This window comes from Arthrobacter mangrovi, from assembly GCF_026011795.1.
GTDB classification, from domain to species: Bacteria; Actinomycetota; Actinomycetes; order Actinomycetales; family Micrococcaceae; genus Crystallibacter; species Crystallibacter mangrovi.
In genome coordinates this window covers 236,467-255,072 of record NZ_BRVS01000005.1, presented here as the reverse complement: position 1 = coordinate 255,072, position 18,606 = coordinate 236,467, and the positions used below count along the sequence as shown (strand labels likewise).

General features: G+C 69.1%; 19 protein-coding genes and 1 riboswitch. Of the genes, 9 read left to right on the top strand and 10 right to left on the bottom strand.

The features are described from left to right. Positions 1-7: 7 nt before the first annotated feature. Genes AHIS1636_RS07165 through AHIS1636_RS07155 form a run of 3 tightly spaced genes read right to left on the bottom strand, consistent with a single transcriptional unit; the run spans position 8 to position 3,014 of the window. The gene (locus tag AHIS1636_RS07165; protein WP_264795125.1) at positions 8-1,144 is read right to left on the bottom strand and encodes an Mrp/NBP35 family ATP-binding protein; all 1,137 of its coding nucleotides are present in this window, start codon (positions 1,142-1,144) and stop codon (positions 8-10) included. A 3-nt stretch (positions 1,145-1,147) separates the two neighbouring features. Then, positions 1,148-1,741: a DUF1003 domain-containing protein gene (locus AHIS1636_RS07160; RefSeq protein ID WP_264795124.1), complete on the bottom strand. Its 594-nt coding sequence runs from the start codon at positions 1,739-1,741 to the stop codon at positions 1,148-1,150. Then, positions 1,734-3,014 carry a magnesium transporter MgtE N-terminal domain-containing protein gene (locus AHIS1636_RS07155; RefSeq protein WP_264795123.1) on the bottom strand — a complete coding sequence of 427 codons (1,281 nt, stop codon included), beginning with the start codon at positions 3,012-3,014 and terminating at the stop codon, positions 1,734-1,736. Before AHIS1636_RS07155 ends, AHIS1636_RS07160 begins: the two co-directional genes overlap by 8 nt. 118 nt (positions 3,015-3,132) lie before the next feature. On the opposite strand from AHIS1636_RS07155, the gene AHIS1636_RS07150 reads away from it, so the two are divergent. Then, a complete protein-coding gene (locus AHIS1636_RS07150) occupies positions 3,133-3,918 on the top strand; it encodes a YflT domain-containing protein (protein WP_264795122.1) in 786 nt (261 codons plus the stop codon). A 94-nt stretch (positions 3,919-4,012) separates the two neighbouring features. On the opposite strand, the gene AHIS1636_RS07145 is transcribed toward AHIS1636_RS07150, so the two are convergent. After that, complete coding sequence (locus AHIS1636_RS07145; RefSeq protein ID WP_264795121.1) at positions 4,013-5,584, bottom strand: aminopeptidase P family protein; 1,572 nt, start codon at positions 5,582-5,584, stop codon at positions 4,013-4,015. 95 nt (positions 5,585-5,679) lie between these two features. On the opposite strand from AHIS1636_RS07145, the gene AHIS1636_RS07140 reads away from it, so the two are divergent. The 3 genes from AHIS1636_RS07140 (at position 5,680) to AHIS1636_RS07130 (ending at position 8,747) form a co-directional block, all read left to right on the top strand. After that, the gene (locus tag AHIS1636_RS07140; RefSeq protein WP_264795120.1) at positions 5,680-6,537 is read left to right on the top strand and encodes a PHP domain-containing protein; all 858 of its coding nucleotides are present in this window, start codon (positions 5,680-5,682) and stop codon (positions 6,535-6,537) included. A 380-nt stretch (positions 6,538-6,917) separates the two neighbouring features. After that, on the top strand, positions 6,918-8,606 hold the full coding sequence (locus tag AHIS1636_RS07135) for a sodium:solute symporter family protein (RefSeq protein ID WP_264795119.1): 1,689 nt from the start codon (positions 6,918-6,920) through the stop codon (positions 8,604-8,606). A gap of 9 nt (positions 8,607-8,615) precedes the next feature. Next, a complete protein-coding gene (locus AHIS1636_RS07130) occupies positions 8,616-8,747 on the top strand; it encodes a putative transporter small subunit (RefSeq protein WP_264795118.1) in 132 nt (43 codons plus the stop codon). A gap of 102 nt (positions 8,748-8,849) precedes the next feature. Here AHIS1636_RS07130 and AHIS1636_RS07125 read toward each other — a convergent pair whose 3' ends face one another. The 3 genes from AHIS1636_RS07125 to AHIS1636_RS07115 form a co-directional block, all read right to left on the bottom strand. Then, the gene (locus AHIS1636_RS07125) at positions 8,850-9,788 is read right to left on the bottom strand and encodes a DNA-methyltransferase (protein WP_264795117.1); all 939 of its coding nucleotides are present in this window, start codon (positions 9,786-9,788) and stop codon (positions 8,850-8,852) included. A 23-nt stretch (positions 9,789-9,811) separates the two neighbouring features. Further along, positions 9,812-11,539, bottom strand: coding sequence for a DEAD/DEAH box helicase (locus AHIS1636_RS07120; RefSeq protein WP_264795116.1), 1,728 nt, complete (start codon positions 11,537-11,539; stop codon positions 9,812-9,814). Between the two features lie 357 nt (positions 11,540-11,896). Further along, positions 11,897-13,462, bottom strand: a complete 1,566-nt coding sequence (locus tag AHIS1636_RS07115; RefSeq protein WP_264795114.1) for an RNB domain-containing ribonuclease — start codon at positions 13,460-13,462, stop codon at positions 11,897-11,899. Positions 13,463-13,514: 52 nt separating this feature from the next. On the opposite strand from AHIS1636_RS07115, the gene AHIS1636_RS07110 reads away from it, so the two are divergent. After that, entirely contained in the window at positions 13,515-14,213 is a 699-nt protein-coding gene (locus AHIS1636_RS07110) for a ferritin-like fold-containing protein (protein WP_264795113.1), read from the top strand. On the opposite strand, the gene thiE is transcribed toward AHIS1636_RS07110, so the two are convergent. After that, positions 14,214-14,867, bottom strand: coding sequence for a thiamine phosphate synthase (thiE, locus tag AHIS1636_RS07105; RefSeq protein WP_264795112.1), 654 nt, complete (start codon positions 14,865-14,867; stop codon positions 14,214-14,216). Positions 14,868-14,952: 85 nt separating this feature from the next. Then, positions 14,953-15,087, top strand: a riboswitch (TPP riboswitch). On the opposite strand from thiE, the gene thiO reads away from it, so the two are divergent. From thiO to AHIS1636_RS07085, 4 genes are all read left to right on the top strand, one after another. Next, positions 15,085-16,242, top strand: a complete 1,158-nt coding sequence (gene thiO, locus AHIS1636_RS07100; protein WP_264795111.1) for a glycine oxidase ThiO — start codon at positions 15,085-15,087, stop codon at positions 16,240-16,242. It overlaps the preceding riboswitch by 3 nt. Beyond that, positions 16,239-16,475, top strand: a complete 237-nt coding sequence (gene thiS, locus AHIS1636_RS07095; RefSeq protein WP_262105607.1) for a sulfur carrier protein ThiS — start codon at positions 16,239-16,241, stop codon at positions 16,473-16,475. The genes thiO and thiS overlap by 4 nt, the downstream gene beginning before the upstream one ends. 2 nt (positions 16,476-16,477) lie before the next feature. Continuing rightward, positions 16,478-17,245, top strand: coding sequence for a thiazole synthase (locus AHIS1636_RS07090; protein ID WP_264795110.1), 768 nt, complete (start codon positions 16,478-16,480; stop codon positions 17,243-17,245). A gap of 28 nt (positions 17,246-17,273) precedes the next feature. Next, a complete protein-coding gene (locus tag AHIS1636_RS07085; RefSeq protein WP_264795109.1) occupies positions 17,274-17,948 on the top strand; it encodes a 4a-hydroxytetrahydrobiopterin dehydratase in 675 nt (224 codons plus the stop codon). Between the two features lie 80 nt (positions 17,949-18,028). Here AHIS1636_RS07085 and AHIS1636_RS07080 read toward each other — a convergent pair whose 3' ends face one another. Together AHIS1636_RS07080 and AHIS1636_RS07075 are read right to left on the bottom strand one after the other, a co-directional pair. After that, positions 18,029-18,331 carry a hypothetical protein gene (locus tag AHIS1636_RS07080; RefSeq protein WP_264795108.1) on the bottom strand — a complete coding sequence of 101 codons (303 nt, stop codon included), beginning with the start codon at positions 18,329-18,331 and terminating at the stop codon, positions 18,029-18,031. An 18-nt stretch (positions 18,332-18,349) separates the two neighbouring features. Beyond that, positions 18,350-18,574 carry a DUF3107 domain-containing protein gene (locus AHIS1636_RS07075; protein ID WP_264795107.1) on the bottom strand — a complete coding sequence of 75 codons (225 nt, stop codon included), beginning with the start codon at positions 18,572-18,574 and terminating at the stop codon, positions 18,350-18,352. Positions 18,575-18,606 lie beyond the last annotated feature (32 nt).

Genomic DNA, 18,606 nt, shown 5'->3' with positions numbered 1-18,606 from the left:
CCCGGCGCTACGCCGGAGCGATCCCCAGCGACCTCCCTGCGAGGCCCCGCGGGGTGGCGGCAAGGCCCTCCGCGATGGACCTCAGGGCCACGGCCGCCGGCGAACGTCCGGCCGCGCCGTCGTCGAGCACGATCGGCAGCCCGCTGTCCCCGCCCTCGCGCAGCCGCTGCTCCAGCGGGATCTGCCCCAGCAGCGGAATCGCGGTGCCGAGGGAAACGCTCAGCCGGTCGGCGAGCGTCCGGCCTCCGCCCGAGCCGAAGACCTCGAGCCGGCTTCCGTCGGCCAGCTCCAGCCAGGACATGTTTTCGATCACGCCCGCCACCTGCTGGCCGGTCTGCGCGGCCATGGACCCCGCCCGTTCGGCCACCTCGGCCGCGGCGCTCTGCGGCGTGGTGACGACCAGCAGGCGCGAGGCCGGGAGCAGTTGCGCGACGGAGATGGCCACGTCCCCGGTCCCCGGCGGCAGGTCCAGGAAGAGCGCATCCAGGTCGCCGAAGTACACGTCGGTCAGGAACTGCTCCAGCGCCCGGTGCAGCATCGGCCCGCGCCAGGCGACTGGCTGGTTGCCCGTAACGAACATGCCGATCGAGATGACCTTCACCCCGTGGGCCACCGGCGGCAGGATCATTTCGTCCACCTGCGTGGGGGCCTGGTTGATGCCCATCAGCCCGGGGACCGAAAAGCCGTAGACGTCGGCGTCCACGATCCCAACGCGCAGCCCCTGCGCCGCCATGGCGCAAGCGAGGTTTACGGTGACGCTGGACTTTCCGACGCCGCCCTTGCCGCTGGCAACGGCATAAATCCGGGTGAGGGAGGCGGGATCCGCGAACGGATTGCCCCGGCCGCCAGCCTTGAGCCGGTCCTTGAGCTCGTTGCGCTGGGCGGGCGTCATGACATCCATCAGCACCGTGACTCCTGCGACGCCGGCGAGCGGCTCCAGCACGCGGCGGACGTCCTCGGTGATGGTGCCGCGCAGGGGGCAGCCCGCGATGGTGAGCAGCACCTCGACGGTGACATTGCCGCCGTCGTCAATGGCCACGTCCTTGAGCATGCCGAGTTCGGTGATCGGGCGGCGCAGCTCAGGATCGATCACGGTGTCCAGCGCACGGCGCACCGCCTCCAGGCTGGCGGTCTGGTCAGTCATGTCCTAGCTCTCCGATGCGCTTTCGGCCTCCGCCGAGACCCGCGGCAGCGCGGACGTCGCGTCGGAAACCTTCTTCTTCCGCTTCCGCTGGCGGTCGTCCTTCTCTTCCGATTCGAGCAGTTCCTCCAGCACCGTGCGCAGTTCGCTGCGGACAAAGTCACGGGTGGCCACTTCGCGCAGCGTGATGCGCAGCGAGGCCAGCTCCCGGGTGAGGTACTCGGTGTCGGAAAGGTTGCGCTCGGCCCGCTGGCGGTCCTGCTGCAGGGTGACCTTGTCCCGGTCGTCCTGGCGGTTCTGGGCCAGCAGCAGCAGGGGAGCGGCATACGACGCCTGCAGCGAGAGCATCAGGGTCAGCGCGGTGAAGCCGAGCGCGGCGCTGTCGAAGCGCAGAGACTCCGGCCCGAAGGTGTTCCACATCAGCCAGACCAGGCAGAACACGGTCATCCACATCAGGAACTGCGGGGTGCCCATGAAGCGGGCGAAGCTCTCCGTGGCATGGCCGAAGGCGTCGGGGTTTGGCTTTAGCCGCGGCAGCAGCCGCTGCCGCGCCTCGCGGGGTACATCCAGTCCACTTGTGGTGTTCTGCTTTTCAGCCATTGCGTCCTGCCTTCCGCATCAGCTCGTCCGTGTCATCCTGGGCCCGCCAGTCGTCCGGGAGCAGGTGGTCCAGGACGTCGTCGACAGTGACGGCGCCTACCAGCCTGCCGTCTTCATTCACGACGCCGAGCGCGTTGAGGTTGTAGGTGGCCAGCATGCGGGCCACTTCGCTGATATCCGCCTGGTCGGAGACGGGTTCCAGGTCCGTGTCCACGATATTGCCGAGGGCCTCCGGCGGCGGGAAACGCAGCAGCTGCTGGATATGTACGACGCCGAGATAGCGTCCCGTAGGCGTCTCCAGCGGGGGGCGGCAGACAAATATGGCCGAGGCCAGGGCAGGGCTGAGTTCTTCCCGGCGCACGTGGGCCAGCGCTTCGGCGACCGTGGCTTCGGGCGGCAGGATGACGGGAACCGGCGTCATCATCGAGCCGGCCGTGTCCTCCTCGTACTCCATCAGGCGGCGGACGTCCTCGGCTTCTTCCGGTTCCATCCGCTGCAGCAGGTCTTCCTTCTGCTCCTCCGGCAGTTCCGCCAGCAGGTCGGCCGCGTCATCCGGGTCCATCTCCTCCAGGACGTCGGCGGCCCGTTCGATCTCCAGGGCGGAGAGGATCTGGACCTGGTCGTCGTCCGGGAGCTCCTGCAGGACGTCGGCCAGGCGCTTGTCCTGCAGCTCGGTGGCGATTTCGATGCGGCGCTTGTCGCTCATCTCGTGCAGCGCGTCGGCGAAGTCCGCGGGTTTCATGTCCTCGTGGCTGGCGACGAAGGCGGTGGCCGCCTGCGGCTCGGTCCTGGCTCCCGGGCGGGCGTCCTTCCAATCCACGATGAGCGTTTCGTTCCGGCGCAGGCTGCGCAGCGGCGAGGACGAGTAGCCGCGGCGGACGAACAGCTGGGAGACGAACCAGTCGCCGTTGCGCGATTTCTCCATCGCGATGTCCTCGATGGTGGCATCCCCCGTGCCGTCCGCGAGCGTGACGCGGCGGTCGAACATTTCGGCGACCATGAGGATCTCGGCGCCGCGCTGTTCGAAGCGGCGCAGGTTGACCAGCCCGGTGCAGATGATCTGTCCGGCATCGATCGACGTGATCCGGGTCATCGGGACGAAGACACGCTTCTTTCCGGGGACCTCGACGACAATACCGACCACCTGGGGCGCCTTGCCGCCGCGTTCCAGCGCGACGGCGTCGCGCAGGCGTCCCAAACGGTCGCCCAGCGGGTCGAAGACGTCCAGGCCGAGCAATCTGGCGATGAAGACTCTGGTGGGATTTGTGCTCACTCCCTTAGGCTACGTGCTCGCGCCCGGCGGCGCCTGCCGGGGCCCGGAGGAGCAGCCGTCAAGTTCACTTTGGGCGATACCACCGGCGCAGTACCCGCCGGTAGGGGAGAATAGGTTTATGTCGATGCTTGGCCGTAGCGAATCCCGTGACCCCAGCCAGCAATTGCCCCAGGGCGAGCTGCTAGGCAACTACCGCACGTACCTGGATGCCCAGAAGGTGGTGGATTTCCTGGCGGATGAGGAGTTCCCGGTCCAGCACGTCTCCATCATCGGCAATGACCTGAAGTCCGTCGAACGGGTGACCGGCAGGCTGAGCTACCCTCGCGTGGCGCTGACCGGCGCGGCGACCGGCGCCTGGTTCGGCCTTTTCGTGGGCCTGCTGCTGATGCTCTTCGGCGGCGGCCAGACCTTCGGGCTGGTGCTCTCCTCGATGGCCATGGGCGCCGCGTTCTGGATACTGTTCAGCGTGATCAGCTATGCCTTCCAGCGGGGAAAGCGGGACTTCACCTCCACCAACCAGATCATCGCGACCAGCTACGACGTGGTGGTGGCCGGCGACATGATCTTCGAGGCGCGCCGGGTGGCCAGCCAGCTGCCGATGCCCGGCCACGCCATGCACCCCGGCGCGGAGCAGGGCCGTTACGTGCGCCCGGAGCAGCAGCCGCAGCGGCCCGCCCAGTGGGGCCATGATCCGTACGCGTCCGGCGCCACGGAAGAGCAGGGCCAGCCCCAGCCGCCGGCGGACGCCGGGAACGAACCCGGGACCCCGGTCCGCGGCCGGTTCCCCGACCTGCCGGACGGGCGGCCGCAGTACGGAGTCCGGCTCCCGCCCGAGCAGGAGCAGCAGGGGACGCCGGCGGCCGATCCGGAGCATGGCCACCGCGAAGGCGACGAACGGCGCTAACGGGCGGCCGGCACGTCGGCAGGCACGTCCAGTGCAAAAGCCGGGGAACCGTCGTCCGACGGTTCCCCGGCTTCCCTGTTTGCCGGCGGGGCTGCTACTCGCCCGTGGGGCTGTAGATGCCTGCCATCCAGGACTCTACCTCGTCCGGTTCCCGCGGCAGCGCCGCGCTGAGGTTGACGGGTCCGTCCGCGGTCATGAGCACGTCGTCCTCGATCCGTACGCCGATGCCGCGGTATTCCTCCGGCACGGCCAGGTCCTCCTGCTTGAAGTAGAGGCCCGGTTCGATGGTGAAGACCATGCCCTCGGCCAGGATGCCGTCGAGGTAGAGCTCCCGCTTCGCCTGCGCACAGTCGTGGACGTCGAGGCCGAGGTGGTGGCTCGTGCCGTGCGGCATCCAGCGCCGGTGGTGCTGGCCGCCTTCGGCGAGTGCCTCGGCCAGAGGAACCGGGAGCAGGCCCCACTCATCCAGCCGCTCGGCCAGTACGGTCACGGCGGCCTTGTGGACATCGCGGAACTTGGCGCCGGGCTGGGCCGCGGCGAAGCCGGCATCCGCGGCATCCAGCACGGCCTGGTAGATCCTGCGCTGCACCTCGGTGAACTTGCCGTTGACCGGCAGGGTGCGGGTGACGTCGGCGGTGTAGAGCGAGTCGGCCTCGACCCCGGCATCCAGCAGCAGCAGGTCGCCGGACTTCACCTGGCCGTTGTTGCGGATCCAGTGCAGGATCGTCGCGTTGTTGCCGGCGGCGGCGATGGTGTCGTAGCCCAGGTCGTTGCCTTCTTCGCGCGCCCTGGCGAAGAAAGCGCCCTCGACCACGCGTTCGCCGCGGTCGTGGGTGATGGCCCGGGGCAGAACCTTGACGACTTCGTGGAACCCGTTGACGGTGGCGGCCACGGACTTTTTCAGCTCGCCGACCTCCCATTCGTCCTTGACCAGGCGAAGCTCCGACAGGGCCTCGGCCAGCAGGGCGTCCAGGTTGTCGGACTCCTCCAGGTCCACGCCGGTGTTGATCCGGGACGTGTCGACGAGGGCGTCGACGTTGAAGTCCACCTCGCGCAGGAGCCGGATGCGCATGCCACCGATGCTGACCACGCCGGCATCCTTGGTGATCGCCACCTCAAGCTCGCCGAGGTCCCGCGTCTCGATCCCGAGCTGCTTCTGCAGCTGGTCCAGTGTGGGCCGCGGGCCGATCCAGAACTCGCCATAGCGGGCGTCGGCGTAGAAAGCGGGCGTATCCCGGCCTGCGAGCGGACGGAAGTAGAGGGTGGCATGGTGGTTGCCGCCGTCGTCTCCCTGCCCTTCAGGGACGGGTTCCATCACCAGGACGGCATCCGGTTCGTGGTCCAGGCCCAGCCCGGTCAGGTGCGCGAACCCCGAGTGCGGCCGGAACCGGTAGTCCGTGTCATTGGAGCGGACCTTAAGCGGGCCGGCCGGAATGACCAGGCGTTCGCCCGTGAACTTGAGGGAAAGAGTGCGACGGCGGCGCGCGGCAAAGGGCGCGACTTCCGCCGTTGCGGGGGGAGCGGAGGTGTCCGGGGCCCACTGCCCTGCCATGAAATCCTTGAAGGCCTGGGACTCCGGCCGCTGGGAGCGGTTGTTCCCGCGTTCCTCGAGCGGCTGGCCCTCGGAGGCCGGCTGTACGGTGCTGTCGTTGGCGTCTGTGCTCACCAACCCATAGTCTCACCGGCACCAAGCCCTGCCAAACAGCTTCGATGGGCCTGCCGTGCCTGCGGGCGCGGCGGTGCCGCAGGTAGATTGGTTAGATGAGGATCGACCTGCATGCCCACTCCACGGCGTCGGATGGCACGGAACCGCCGGCCGACCTGGTGCGCGCCGCCTTCGACGCCGGCCTGGACGTCGTGGCACTGACCGACCATGACACCACCGCCGGCTGGGCGCCGGCGCTGGCGGCGGCCCGGGACCTGGGCGTCGGGCTCGTGCCGGGCATGGAGATCTCCTGCCGCACCAGGGAAGGCATCAGTGTCCATGTCCTGGCCTACCTGCACGATCCGACCCACGCAGGGCTGCTCGAGGAAATCGGCAAGGCCCGCAGGGCCCGGCTGACCCGGGCCGAACGGATGGTCGAGCTGCTCGCCGAGGACTTTCCGATCACTTGGGCGGACGTCACCGCCCAGACGGCGCACGAGGCGACGGTCGGCCGGCCGCACATTGCCGATGCCCTGGTGGCGGCGGGCGTGGTCTCGGACCGCAGCGAGGCCTTCAGCAACATCCTGACCTCGCATTCGCGCTACTACGTCACGCACTACGCCCCGGATCCCGCGCACGCCGTCGAGCTCGTCAAAGAGGCCGGGGGAGCGGCAGTATTCGCGCATCCGGTGGCATCCAACCGGGGCCGGGTCGTCGGCGAGGATGTCTTCCACCAAATGATCGACGCTGGGCTGGACGGCGTCGAAGTGGACCACCGCGACAACCCGGAAGAGGGCAGGGCGTGGCTGCGGAGGCTGGCGGCTGAACAGGGGCTCCTGATGACCGGCTCAAGCGACTACCACGGGGCCGGAAAACCGAACCGGCTGGGCGAGAATGTGACGGCCGCGGCGGTCCTGGAGCGCATCCTTGAAATCGGCAGCGGAGCCCCTGCGTACCTGCCCAGCGCGGCCTGAGCCCGGGCCTGGCCGGCGGCTGATGGTATGCTGGGTGCCGACCGATGCTTGCCCCGGGCAACCTGAACGGCGTTACGCCGCGGGTTTCCGGGCACCGAAAGCATCCTGATCCTGAAGCAGGCTGAAGACCAGCTGCTTCCTGCACGCAGGCCGGAGACATCTTCGGCCGCCTTTTTTATGCCGCTGAATGCGGCTTGTCATGGCCTGGCTTTGAGCGCCGGGCGGGATCGCGCGCCTGGAATCCATCGCCGGATTCTTGAACACTGTCCACGGCCCGACGACGGGCCGCCGGGACAACGCATGGCAAATCGGCCCCTCTGGCCGGCGCGCACTGAATTTGGGCGGTGACCGGCGAGCCGTCCATGACCGAGAGGAAGAGAATGACACCGCCTGGTGAAGATTTCTACCAACTCAGCGGTTGGACTGTGATCCTGCTGCTAGTGCTGTTTTACGGCGGCACGCTCCTGATGTCCGCTCTCATCGGGAAGAAGAAGGAAAACGCCGACGGCTACATGACCGCCGGCAATAAGATCGGATTCGGTGTCTCCGCCGCCAGCATGACGGCGACCTGGATCTGGGCTTCGTCCATGTACGCGTCGGCCACCGCCGGTTACACCTACGGGATCTCCGGGCCGATCCACTACGGCCTCTGGGGCGCCCTGATGATCCTGTTCATCTACCCCTTTGGCCGCCGCATCCGCAAGGTCGCCCCCAAGGCGCACACCCTCGCCGAGGTCATGTACGCGCGCCACGGCCGCTCCAGCCAGCTGATGCTGGCCGGCTCCAACATCGTCGGCAGCCTGATCAGCCTCACCTCCAACTTCATCGCGGGCGGCGCACTGATCGCGCTGCTCTCGCCGTTCAGCTTCAGCCAGGGCATCATCGTGATCGCCGCCGGCGTGCTGCTCTACACGCTGTGGTCCGGATTCCGGGCCTCGGTGCTCACCGATTTCGCCCAGGTTGTCGCGATGCTCGGCGCCGTCGTCGTCATCATCCCCGCGGTCTTCTTCGCCGCGGGCGGTCCCGACATGTTCGAGCAGGGTGCCCAAAACCTCACCCCGCAGCAGTCGAACTTCTTCTCCAGCGACGCCTTCCTGAACCAGGGCGCTCCCTACATCGCCGCCGTCCTGGCCTACGCGATCGGCAACCAGACCATCGCCCAGCGGCTGTTCGCGGTCCGCGAGGACCTGATCAAGCGGACCTTTGTCACGGCGACGGTGGGCTACGGTGCCACCATCATCGGCGTCGGCATGCTCGGCGTGATGGCGCTCTACCTGGGCCTTTCTCCCGCCGGCGGCGACGTGAACAACCTGATCCCGCAGATGGCCTCGACCTACCTGCATCCGCTCCTGATCGGCGTTTTCCTGATCATGATCATCGGGGCGCTGTCTTCCACCGCTGACTCGGACCTGGCCGCGCTGTCCTCCATCATGATGGCCGACGTCTACGGGCAGAACGTCGCCGGCAAGAAGAAGGCGAACCCGAAAACGATGCTGCTGGTCGGCCGCATCACCATGATCGTGGCAACGGCCGCCGCCCTGTACTTCGCCAGCGGGCAGATGAACATCCTCGACCTGCTGGTCTTCGTCGGAGCGCTCTGGGGCGCCCTCGTCTTCCCGGTGATCGCCAGCTTCTACTGGGAAAAGGTCACCAACAAGGCCTTCACCATCTCGGTCCTGGTCGCGCTGGCCGCGTTCATCCCGGTCCGCTTCGAATGGCTGCCCATGGACGGCGCCCTCGGCATCGTGACCGACGTGGTCGCCGTGATCGGCATCGGCGTCGTGCTGGGCCTGATGTGCTTCGGCTTCTTCGGACTCAAGGCCGCCAAGATCATCGGTGCGGTGGGCGCACTCGCCGCGGCGCCGTTCGCCATCGGCTTCCTGCATGACTATGCCGTCCTGTCCGGCTCGCTCGTGGCCTACGCGGTGAGCACCCTGGTCTGCTACTTCATGTGCTTCCGCAGCGGCACCAGCTTCGACTTCGACCTGATCAAGCAGCGCATCGGCGACTTCGACCAGCGGCCCGAGACCGAGGCAGCCGAGGCCGCCACGGTCCAGGCCGGAAAGTAAGGAGAAAACATGGCTACGTTCTTCCTGACCCTGTACGTACTGATCTGGCCGCTGATTGTGGCGGCCACCCTGTTCGCCATCTGCAAGGGCTTCTTCAAGGACTGGCGGGAGGCGCGCCAGGAGGGCCGCACCCTGATCTAGGGGCGCCTTGAACAGCGCTTAAACCCAGGAGGGCCGGCAGGACACACCGTGGTGTCGTCCTGCCGGCCCTCCTGCTTTTGGCTCGTCGCGGGCTTGCCCGGCTCAGCAGCCGGACGCCGCATCGGCCTCGGCGACTTGGGCTCCTGCTCCATAGCGCAGCACCTGCACTGCCTGGCCCGCCTGCCCCAACCGCCGGGCCATGACGTCGATGGCCTGCGGGTTCTCGTCGACGCAGACGAAGTGCCTGCCGGCCGCGGCGGCCACCGCCCCGAGGGTCCCGGAACCTGCGAAGAAGTCCAGCACCCAGTCGCCGGGGCGGCTGCTCGCGGCAACCATGCGGCGCAGCAGCCCCTCGGGCTTCTGCGTCGGATACCCGGTCTTTTCCTTGCCGGTGGGGGACACGATGGTGTGCCACCAGACGTCGGTCGGCAGTTTGCCGCGGGCGGCCTTTTCCGCGGTGACCAGGCCCGGCGCCATGTACGGTTCGCGGTCGACTTCGGCGCTGTCGAAGTAGTAGCGCTTCGGATTCTTGACGTAGACCAGGATGTTGTCGTGCTTGGCCGGCCAGCGGTTCTTGGCGCGTCCGCCGTAGTCGTACGCCCAGATGATCTCGTTCAGGAAGCACTCCCGGCCGAACAGGGCATCGAGGAGCACCTTGGCGTAGTGGACCTCCCGGTAGTCCAGGTGGAGATAGAGCGTGCCGTCCTCGGCGAGCAGGCGCCATGCCTCGGCCAGCCGCGGCTCGAGGAAGGACCAGTAGTCCTCGAAGGCGTCGTCATAGCTGGTCAGCATGCCCTTGATGGTCTGGTAGGAGCGGCCCTTGAAGCCCACCCGGTCGCCCTCGCCGTCGGCGCTGCGCACCATCGACGTCTGCTGCCTCCGCTGGACCCGCCCCGTGTTGAAGGGCGGGTCCACGTAGATCATGGTGAAGGAGGCATCCGGGAGGGACGGCAGGAATTCGGCGTTGTCCGCCTGGACCACCAGATTCCCGCCGTCCGACGTCCACACCGGGTCCTCCGGCGCGGCAAAAGCCGTTGTCACTGCGCGTATCCTGTCCCGATCCGCTACTCGGCGGCGGGCTGGCTGCTGGACTGCACAACTTCGCCGTTGCGACGGCGGGTGCGGGTCCGGCGGCGGCGGGGAGCGGTGTCCTCGCCCGCGGGCTTGCCGCCCTCCGAGCCGCCGGCCTGCGTGGCTGCCGCGGCGGGCTGCTCGCCGGAAGCGGAGGAGGAACGACGACGGCGGCTGCGGCCCGCGCCCGAGCCTGCACCTTCCGTGCGCGTCTCTTCGCGTCCGCCCTGGGCACGCCGGCTTCCGCTTCGCTCACCGCCGCGTTCGCCCCCGCGCCGGCGGTCGCCGCTGCGCTTGTGGTCGCCGCCGCGGGTGTGCTTCTTGCCGGTCTCGCCGAGGTCTTCGAGCGCCTCGGCGCTGATGCCGGCCAGCTTGCGCTGGTTGCGCGGCAGGCGGCCCTTGGTGCCCTCGGGAATGTCCAGATCCGTGTACAGGTGCGGGGAGGAGGAATAGGTCTCGACCGGCTCCGGAACGTCCAGGCCGAGGGCCTTGTTGATCAGGCCCCAGCGGGGAACGTCGTCCCAGTCGACGAACGTGATGGCGGTGCCCTTGTTCCCGGCACGGCCGGTGCGGCCCACGCGGTGCAGGTAGGTCTTCTCGTCTTCGGGGCACTGGTAGTTGATGACGTGGGTGACGTCGTCGACGTCGATACCGCGCGCGGCGACGTCGGTGGCCACCAGGACGTCCACCTTGTCGCTGCGGAAGGCCCGCAGCGCCTGTTCGCGGGCCCCCTGGCCGAGGTCGCCGTGGATAGCCGCAGCGGCGAAGCCGCGGTCGACGAGTTCCTCGGACACCTTGGCTGCGGTGCGCTTGGTCTTGGTAAAGATGATCGTGCGGCCGCGACCGTTGGACTGCAGGATGCGTGCCACTACCTCGGTCTTGTCCAAGCTGTGGGCCCGGTAGATGACCTGGCGGATGTCCTTCTTGGTGATGCCTTCGTCGTCCGGGTCCGCCGCGCGGATGTGCGTCGGCTGTGTCATGTAGCGACGGGCCATGGCCACTACGGGGCCGGGCATCGTCGCAGAGAACAGCATGGTCTGGCGGACGGCGGGGGTAGCGCCGAGCAGGGTCTCCACGTCGGGCAGGAAGCCGAGGTCCAGCATTTCGTCGGCCTCGTCCAGGACCACGATCCGGACGTTCTTCAGGCTCAGGTGGCGCTGCCGGTGCAGGTCGATCAGGCGGCCGGGGGTGCCGACGACGACCTCGACGCCCTGGCTCAGTGCCTCGATCTGCGGCTCGTAGGCGCGGCCGCCGTAGATGACCGCAATGCGGGCGTTGCGGTGCCGGGAGGCGGTTTCGAGGTCGCGGGCCACCTGGACGGCAAGCTCGCGGGTCGGCACCACGATGAGTGCCTGCGGTGCGCCCGGGACCGGCAGTTTGTCGTAGCCGTCGTCATCGCGGCCGATGACCCGCTGGAGCGCGGGGATGCCGAAGCCCAGCGTCTTGCCGGTTCCGGTCTTGGCCTGGCCGATGATGTCGTGGCCGCCCAGGGCGACCGGCAGGGTCATGGCCTGGATCGGGAAGGGGTGGGTGATTCCGGCGTCGAAGAGGGAGCGGACGATGTCGGCACGGACATTGAAGTCCGCGAAGGTCTGCTGCGGCAGTTCGTGGGGCCGTTCGTCCGAAGCCAGCGTCGCCTCGACGGCGATCTCTTCGGTGCTGTTGTCCGCGTGGAGCAGCTGCCCCTCGTCCGCGGCCAGGTTTTCAGTGTTCAATGACATAACCGTTCGATAAGGCGCCTGCGCGGCCGGTGCTCGACTGCATGCACGCGTAGCGCGGGCATGCAGGAACTGTCGGACGCTGCAGGCGCGTCCAGCGGAAGCCGATCGCGGGCTAACAACTGCGTACCGGACCGAGGCCATCCGTGGCCGGTCCGGCGAACAAAAATCGCGTAGGGGCGGGATCTGTTGAGTTGAAACTTACAAAGTCTTCGAACATTCAACGACCGGGCATCCAGTTCTACGCTTCCCAGTCTACCGGGCACGTGCAAATCGCCGGCGAAGGCAACGGGGGCCGGCAGGTCGTGCCGCGGTCCGGGGACACCCGGCCACGGAGTCCAAGAGCGTCCGGCACTAGGTTCAGGAGCCGGCGACCCGCTCGAACAGAACCGAGCGCTTGACGATATCCGCCTCGATGAGCCGGACCCGGACGGATGTGCCCGGCTCGAGTTCGCCCTCGCAGCGGGCCGTCACGGCCGGTTCGCTGAGCTGGATCGTGCCGCGGGGGACCGGGTCGCGCCGGCCGTTCCCAGCGGAACCGTTGCCGTTGCTTTTCCCACTCACGTTCCCGGAGTCGTTCCCGGAGCCGTTGCCGGTTCCGTTCCCGCCGCCGTTGCAGCCGTTGTTGCCGTGCCGGTTGTTTTGCCGCGCGCTGATGACGACGGCATCGAACTCTTCGCCCACGCGGTGGCTCAGGAGCGCCGCTTCGACCGCGTCCAGGGAAGCCCGGTCCAGCCTTGACGCAAGCTGGTCGGAGGCCGCCATCAGCTCCGGCAGCTGCGGCAGCGCCTGCCGCACCCATTCCGGGACCTGCAGCCCGGAGACCAGGGCCTCGCAGGTCAGCAGGACGAAGCGGTCCACCAGGCGGCGCAGCGGTGCGGTGGTGTGGGCGTAGGGGGCCGCAATTGCGGCCTGGATATCCTCGGCCGGTGGTTCTCCGTCGAACGGCGTGTAGCCGGCGCCCCGGAACAGGGACCCTGCCGCGTTCATGATGGCCAGTTGCTTCGGTTCGGATGTGTCCAGGCCCCGCAGGTATTCGCCGTAGGCAATGTCCCGCGGCCAGGGATGGCCCAAAGCCATGGTCTGGCGGCGGAACCGTTCCTCGGATTCGGCGTCCGGCGCGGGCATGGTGCGCAGGATGCCGACCTTGCCGGCCAGCATGATCCGCGCCGCCGCCATGCCGGTCATGAGGGACAACTGGGCATTCCAGTCCTCCACCGGGAGGGCGGGGCGGGCCAGGATGAAGTAGTGCCGCCCGTCGTGCGCGATCTCCTCCTCCGGCAGCTCAAGGCTCGCGCCGCCGCGGGCGAGTTCCAGGGCCTGGCGTTTGATGCCGATCTCCTTCAGCAGCGCCAGGTAGTCCGGGGCGGTCCCTGAGTCGATGTCCTCCTGGACCTGTGCGTAGGTGAGCTTGGCTCGGCTGCGCACCATCGCCCGGGTGAGGGAGACCTGAATGACATTCGCCCCGCCGTCGAGCATGAACTCCCAGACGTAGGCACTGCGGTCAACGCCGGGCAGCAGGCTGCCGGCGTTCTCGCCGATGGCATCGGGGTGCAGCGGGATGCGTCCATCCGGCGCGTAGATAGTCTGCCCGCGGCGCCGGGTGGCCCGGTCCAGCTCTCCGCCGGGCTCGATGAACGAGGGAACGTCTGCGATGGCGTACCAGGCCCGGTAGCCGTCGCCGGCACGCTCCAGGTACATCGCCTGGTCCAGGTCCGTCGAACCGGGCGGGTCGATGGTGACGAATTCCAGTGCCGTGAAGTCGCGCCGGGGCAGCCGCTGGCCGGACACCGCGCGCTCTGCTTCGGCCAGCACGGACGGCGGGAACGGGCCGGGCAGCTCCAGCTCGGTCCGCAGTTCCTTCAGGACACGGGCAAGCAGGTGCTGCGATTCGTTGACCTTGGCATCCAGATGTGGGTACGGCACATCCCCAGCCTAATCCTCAGGCGGCGCCGCAGGTCAGGCTACGCTGGAACCTATGAGCACCGAAGAGCAGCCGGCCGGCGCGCCCGCGGCCGGCACGGATGAGGCCCACCGCCAGTACGTCATCGATTTGTACGGCGTCATGGCCTATGGGGAGCTCTCGGCCTTCGAGCGCTTTTCCTCCGATGCCCGCTTCTCGCCGACGTTGCGGGACCGGGCCGAGATCGGCCGGGTTGCGGTGATTGAATTCGAGCATTTCGAGATGGTGAGCGCCGAGCTGGCGCGCATGGGCGTCGACGTGCAGACGGCGATGCTGCCGTTCCAGGCCTCGATCGACGCCTTCCATGAGCGGACCAGGCCGGGGGACTGGTACGAGTCGCTGATGAAGGCCTACGTAGCCGACGCTGTCTCCGGCGATTTCTACCGCGCGATAGCGAGCCGGCTCGACCCGCAGACCCGCGAGGTCGTCGCCGGCATCAAGGAGAACAAGGAGCAGCTGGAGCTGCTGACCACCCGGCTCGCGCAGGCCCTCGAGGGCAATGAACGGCTGGCCTCGCGCCTGGCCCTGTGGGGGCGGCGCCTGGTCGGCGAGGCGCTGACCCAGGCCCAGCGGATCGGGATCGAGCGGTCCTTCCTGGGCGGCCTGCTGGGGTTCGAGGAATCCGGGGCGCAGGAGACGGTCATTGCCGAGCTGTTCGCGGAACTGACGCGGAACCATTCCCGCCGGATGAACGCGCTCGGCCTGACCGCCTGATCACAGCGGGGGCAGCGCGGCCTTCAGCTTGGCCGCCGCGGCAGCCGGATCGTCCGCCTCCGTGATGGCCCGTACGACGACGACCCGCCGGGCGCCGGCACCGGTCACCTCCGCGATGTTGTCCAGCCCGATCCCGCCGATGGCGAACCAGGGTTTGTCAGAGCCCGCCGCTGCGGCCTGCGCCGCGGCTTCCGCCACCAGTTCCAGGCCGACGGCGGCCCGGCCGGGTTTTGTCGGGGTCGCCCACACAGGACCCGTGCAGAAGTAGTCCACGTCCGCGTCCTGCAGCGCGGCGCGAACCTGCGCCGGCGTGTGCGTGGAGCGGCCGATGACCGCCCCTCCGGCCGCACCTGCGGACAGGACGCTCCGCGCCGCGGAGGGCGGCAGGTCCCGCTGCCCGGCGTGGAAGACCGGCGCACCGGCGATGGCAGCGAGGTCGGCGCGGTCGTTGACCGACCACAGCCCCGAGTGCCGCGCGGCGACCTCGGCCAGGGCGTGCAGCAGATCGAGCTCTTCGGCCGCGTCGAGCGACTTGTCCCGCAGCTGGATGATGTCGACGCCGCCGGCGTAGGCGGCGTCGAGGAACTGTTCAAAATCGCCCTGGGCCTTACGGGCATCCGTGCACAGGTACAGCCGTGCTGAACTCAAATCCATAGCTGCAACCATAACCTTGCGGCGGCCCCGCCGGATCCGTAAGTGCGTCACATCCGCGGCGCGCGGCCCGCCGTGAGTACACTGGTGGCGACACTGCGGGAGCCTGGTACCGCGGCGCCCGGCCTCGTGAGCCGGAGCCGACAGGCTGAGAGGGTGCGTGGCACCGACCGTTGAACCTGATCCGGTTCGTACCGGCGTAGGGAAGGAATGACGGACTTTGGCTGTTCAAAAACATCTGGCCGTGGTCGGCGCGGGCATCGTCGGCCTGGGCATCGCGTGGGAGGCAGCGCGCCGCGGGCACCGCGTCACCGTGATCGACCCGGCTCCCGGGTCCGGGGCGACCTTCGCTGCCGCCGGCATGCTGGCCCCGGTCAGCGAGCTCTACTACCAGGAGGAGCAGCTGCTCGCGCTGACCTTGGAATCCGCCCGCCGGTACCCGGACTTCCTGCAGGGGCTGGGCAGCACGGGACACCAGACTGCCGGAACGCTGGTGGCGGCCTTCGACGCGGCCGACCGGCTGGCCCTTGAGGACCTGCGCCAGGCGCAGCTGGCCCAGGGGCTGCGGGTGGAACAGCTGACCAGCCGCGAGGCGCGCCGGCTGGAACCGGCGCTGTCCCCGGCCCTGTCCGGAGCCTTCCTCGCCCCCGACGACCACCAGATCGATCCGCGCGCCCTGTCCGCGGCGCTGCTGGACGCGCTCGCCGGGGCCGGGGCCGGTATCGTGCGCCGCCGCGCCGCCGCGCTGGCGAGGTCGGGCACCGGGGAAGTGACCGGCGTCGTCCTCGATGACGGAACGCGGATTGCCGCGGACGAGACCGTGATGGCCAACGGGCTCGGCACCGCCTTGCTCGACGGACTGCCCGCATCCCTGCGGCTGCCGTTGCGGCCGGTCTACGGCGACATCCTGCGCCTGCGGGTCCCCCAGGCGCTGCGGCCGCTGGTGCGCCTGACTGTGCGCGGGCTGGTGCGCGGCCTGCCCGTCTATGTGGTGCCGCGCGAGGACGGGACGGTGGTCATTGGGGCCACGTCGCGCGAGGACGGCGCGGACGCCCCCTCGGCGGGCGGCGTCTACCAGCTCCTGCGCGATGCCCAGGCGCTGGTGCCTGCGGTCGCCGAGCTTCAGCTCGAGGAGACCACCTGCCGGGCGCGGCCGGGGACCCCGGACAATGCGCCGCTGCTGGGACGCGTGGCCGAATCGGAAGGGGACGTGCCGGGCCTGCTGGTCGCCACGGGCTTCTTCCGGCACGGGGTCCTGCTCGCGCCGGCGGCGGCCAGGGTCTGCGCGGACCTGGCGGAAGGCCTGCCGGTGCCCGCGGAACTGCTGCAGTTCCGGCCGGACCGCTTCAGCACAAGCATGGAAGGGAGCCAACGATGAACATCACCCTGAACGGGGACCGGCAGCCGGTCGCCGAGGGAATGACACTGCTGGAACTGGTCGCCGCCACGACGGGGCGGCGCCTGACGGCGGAAGGTAAACCGGACGACGGCGGACGGCTGGGCGTCGCGGTGGCGCTGAACGCCGAAGTGGCTCCGCGGGGAAGCTGGGCGGGCACGCTGCTGTCCGACGGCGACGGCGTGGAACTGATCACCGCGGTGCAGGGAGGCTAGGAATGGACGAGCTGGTCATTGACGGAAAGCCGCTGGGATCGCGGCTGATCATGGGCACCGGGGGAGCGCCCAGCCTGGACGGACTGGGCGCAGCCCTGCAGGCGTCAGGCACCGAGCTGACCACGGTGGCGATGCGGCGCTACAGCCCGGGCACCGGTGCCTCGCTGTTCGCGCTGCTGGAGCAGCAGGGCATCCGCATCCTGCCGAACACCGCCGGCTGCTTCACCGCGAGGGAAGCCGTGCTGACCGCGGAGCTTGCCCGCGAGGCGCTCGAGACCGACTGGGTGAAGCTGGAGGTCATCGCCGACGAGGAAACCCTGCTGCCCGACGCGGCGGAGCTGCTGGAGGCGACGGAACAGCTGGCCGGCCGCGGGTTCAAGGTATTCGCCTACACCAACGACGACCCGGTCCTGGCCCGGCGGCTCGAACTCCTCGGGGCAGTGGCCGTGATGCCGCTCGGCGCCCCGATCGGCACCGGACTGGGTATCCTCAACCCGCACAACATTGAGCTGATCGTGTCGCGGGCCGGCGTGCCGGTGGTGCTCGACGCCGGGATCGGCACCGCCTCTGACGCCGCGCTCGCGATGGAGCTCGGCTGCGACGCCGTCCTGCTGGCGACCGCGGTCACCCGGGCGCAGGACCCGGTGCGGATGGCGGAGGCCTTCAAACACGCCGTGATCGCCGGTAGGCTGGCCGCAACGGCCGGGCGGATCCCCAAGCGCCGGCATGCGCTGGCTTCTTCGGCGTTCGCCGGCCGTCCTGACCTGTAGCCTGGAGAGCCTCGCGGCCGGAGGAACAATGAGCGCGCACGACATTCTGGACCGGACACAGATCGACCAGCAGCTGCGGACGCTGCCGCACTGGCGGTACCGGCAGGGAGGGCTGGTGACGGTGTACAAGCTGGAAAACGGCCGGGCGGCGCTGGACTTCATCGCGGCGGCGGGGGACCTGGCGGAGGAATCGAACCACCACCCGGATCTGGACTGGCGCTACGACCGTGTGTTCCTGCGGCTGACCTCCCACGACGCCGGCGGGGAGGTCACCACCCGGGATATCTCCGCGGCGGCCTCGCTCAGCGAACTTGCCGAGCGGCTCGGCGCGGACGCGCGTCCGCAGGAGTACCGGAGCTTCGCGCTCGCGGCGGACACCAGGCATCCGGAACAGATCTCCGGCCTCTGGAAGACGGCGCTGGGGTACAAGGAGGGCTGGCAGGGGGAGTTGGTCGACCCGTTCGGCCGCGGCCCCAACGTGTGGTTCCAGCAGACGGGCACGCCGGCCGAGTCCCGGCTGCACCTCGATGTGTACTACCCGCTCAGCGACATCGGGCCGGTCGTAGCGGCGGCGGCCGACGCGGGCGGGGTCCTGGATGACGCGCACGCCCCGTCCTGGACGATTGCCACTGACGCGGACGGCAACCGCATCTGCCTGTGCACTGAGCACCCGGACAACGAGAACGGCCCGGAGGGCGCCTGACGGGGCGGACCGGAAGCTGGATCCGGCGACGTCGGACCTGGCGCCGCCAGTGGGGGCAGGCTGGTCCCGCTAGCCTGCAGCTAGGCTCGCAGCGCCGCTTCCAGCCGGGACAGGTCGGCCGCCGTGCGCCGGCGACCCAGGAACCAGGCCGTAAGCCATGCCGCCGGTACTGCAACGGCGAGGGGCAGCAGCCAGCTGAGGAAATAGACACCGGGCTCGGAGCCGAGGCCGAAGGCCATCAGCACCAGCCACAGCAGGACGGCCGCGACGATGCCGGCCGCCGCGGGAACCAGCGCCCCGTAGGCCTGGCGCTTCTTATCGGCCGCCCAGACGACGGCGCCAATGGCGCCGGCGCCCAGGACCAGCATGACCAGTTCGACCATGACGCCGGCCGGGAAGGCCTAGAGGGCGCCGAAACCGACGCGGCGGGGTTCCTCGGCGCCGATCTCGACATAGCCCAGCACGTTGGCGGGCACGATGACCAGGTTGCCCTTGGCATCCTTCAGGCGCAGTTCGGCGCCTCCGTTCATCGCGCGGGAAACCAGCTCGGCGACCGCGTCCGCCGTATCCGGAGAGTCGATGACAAGTTCCCGGCCGACGTTCTGGATTCCGATCTTGATTTCCACGCTTTGCCTCCTGCTTACGCTGTGCTGAATGT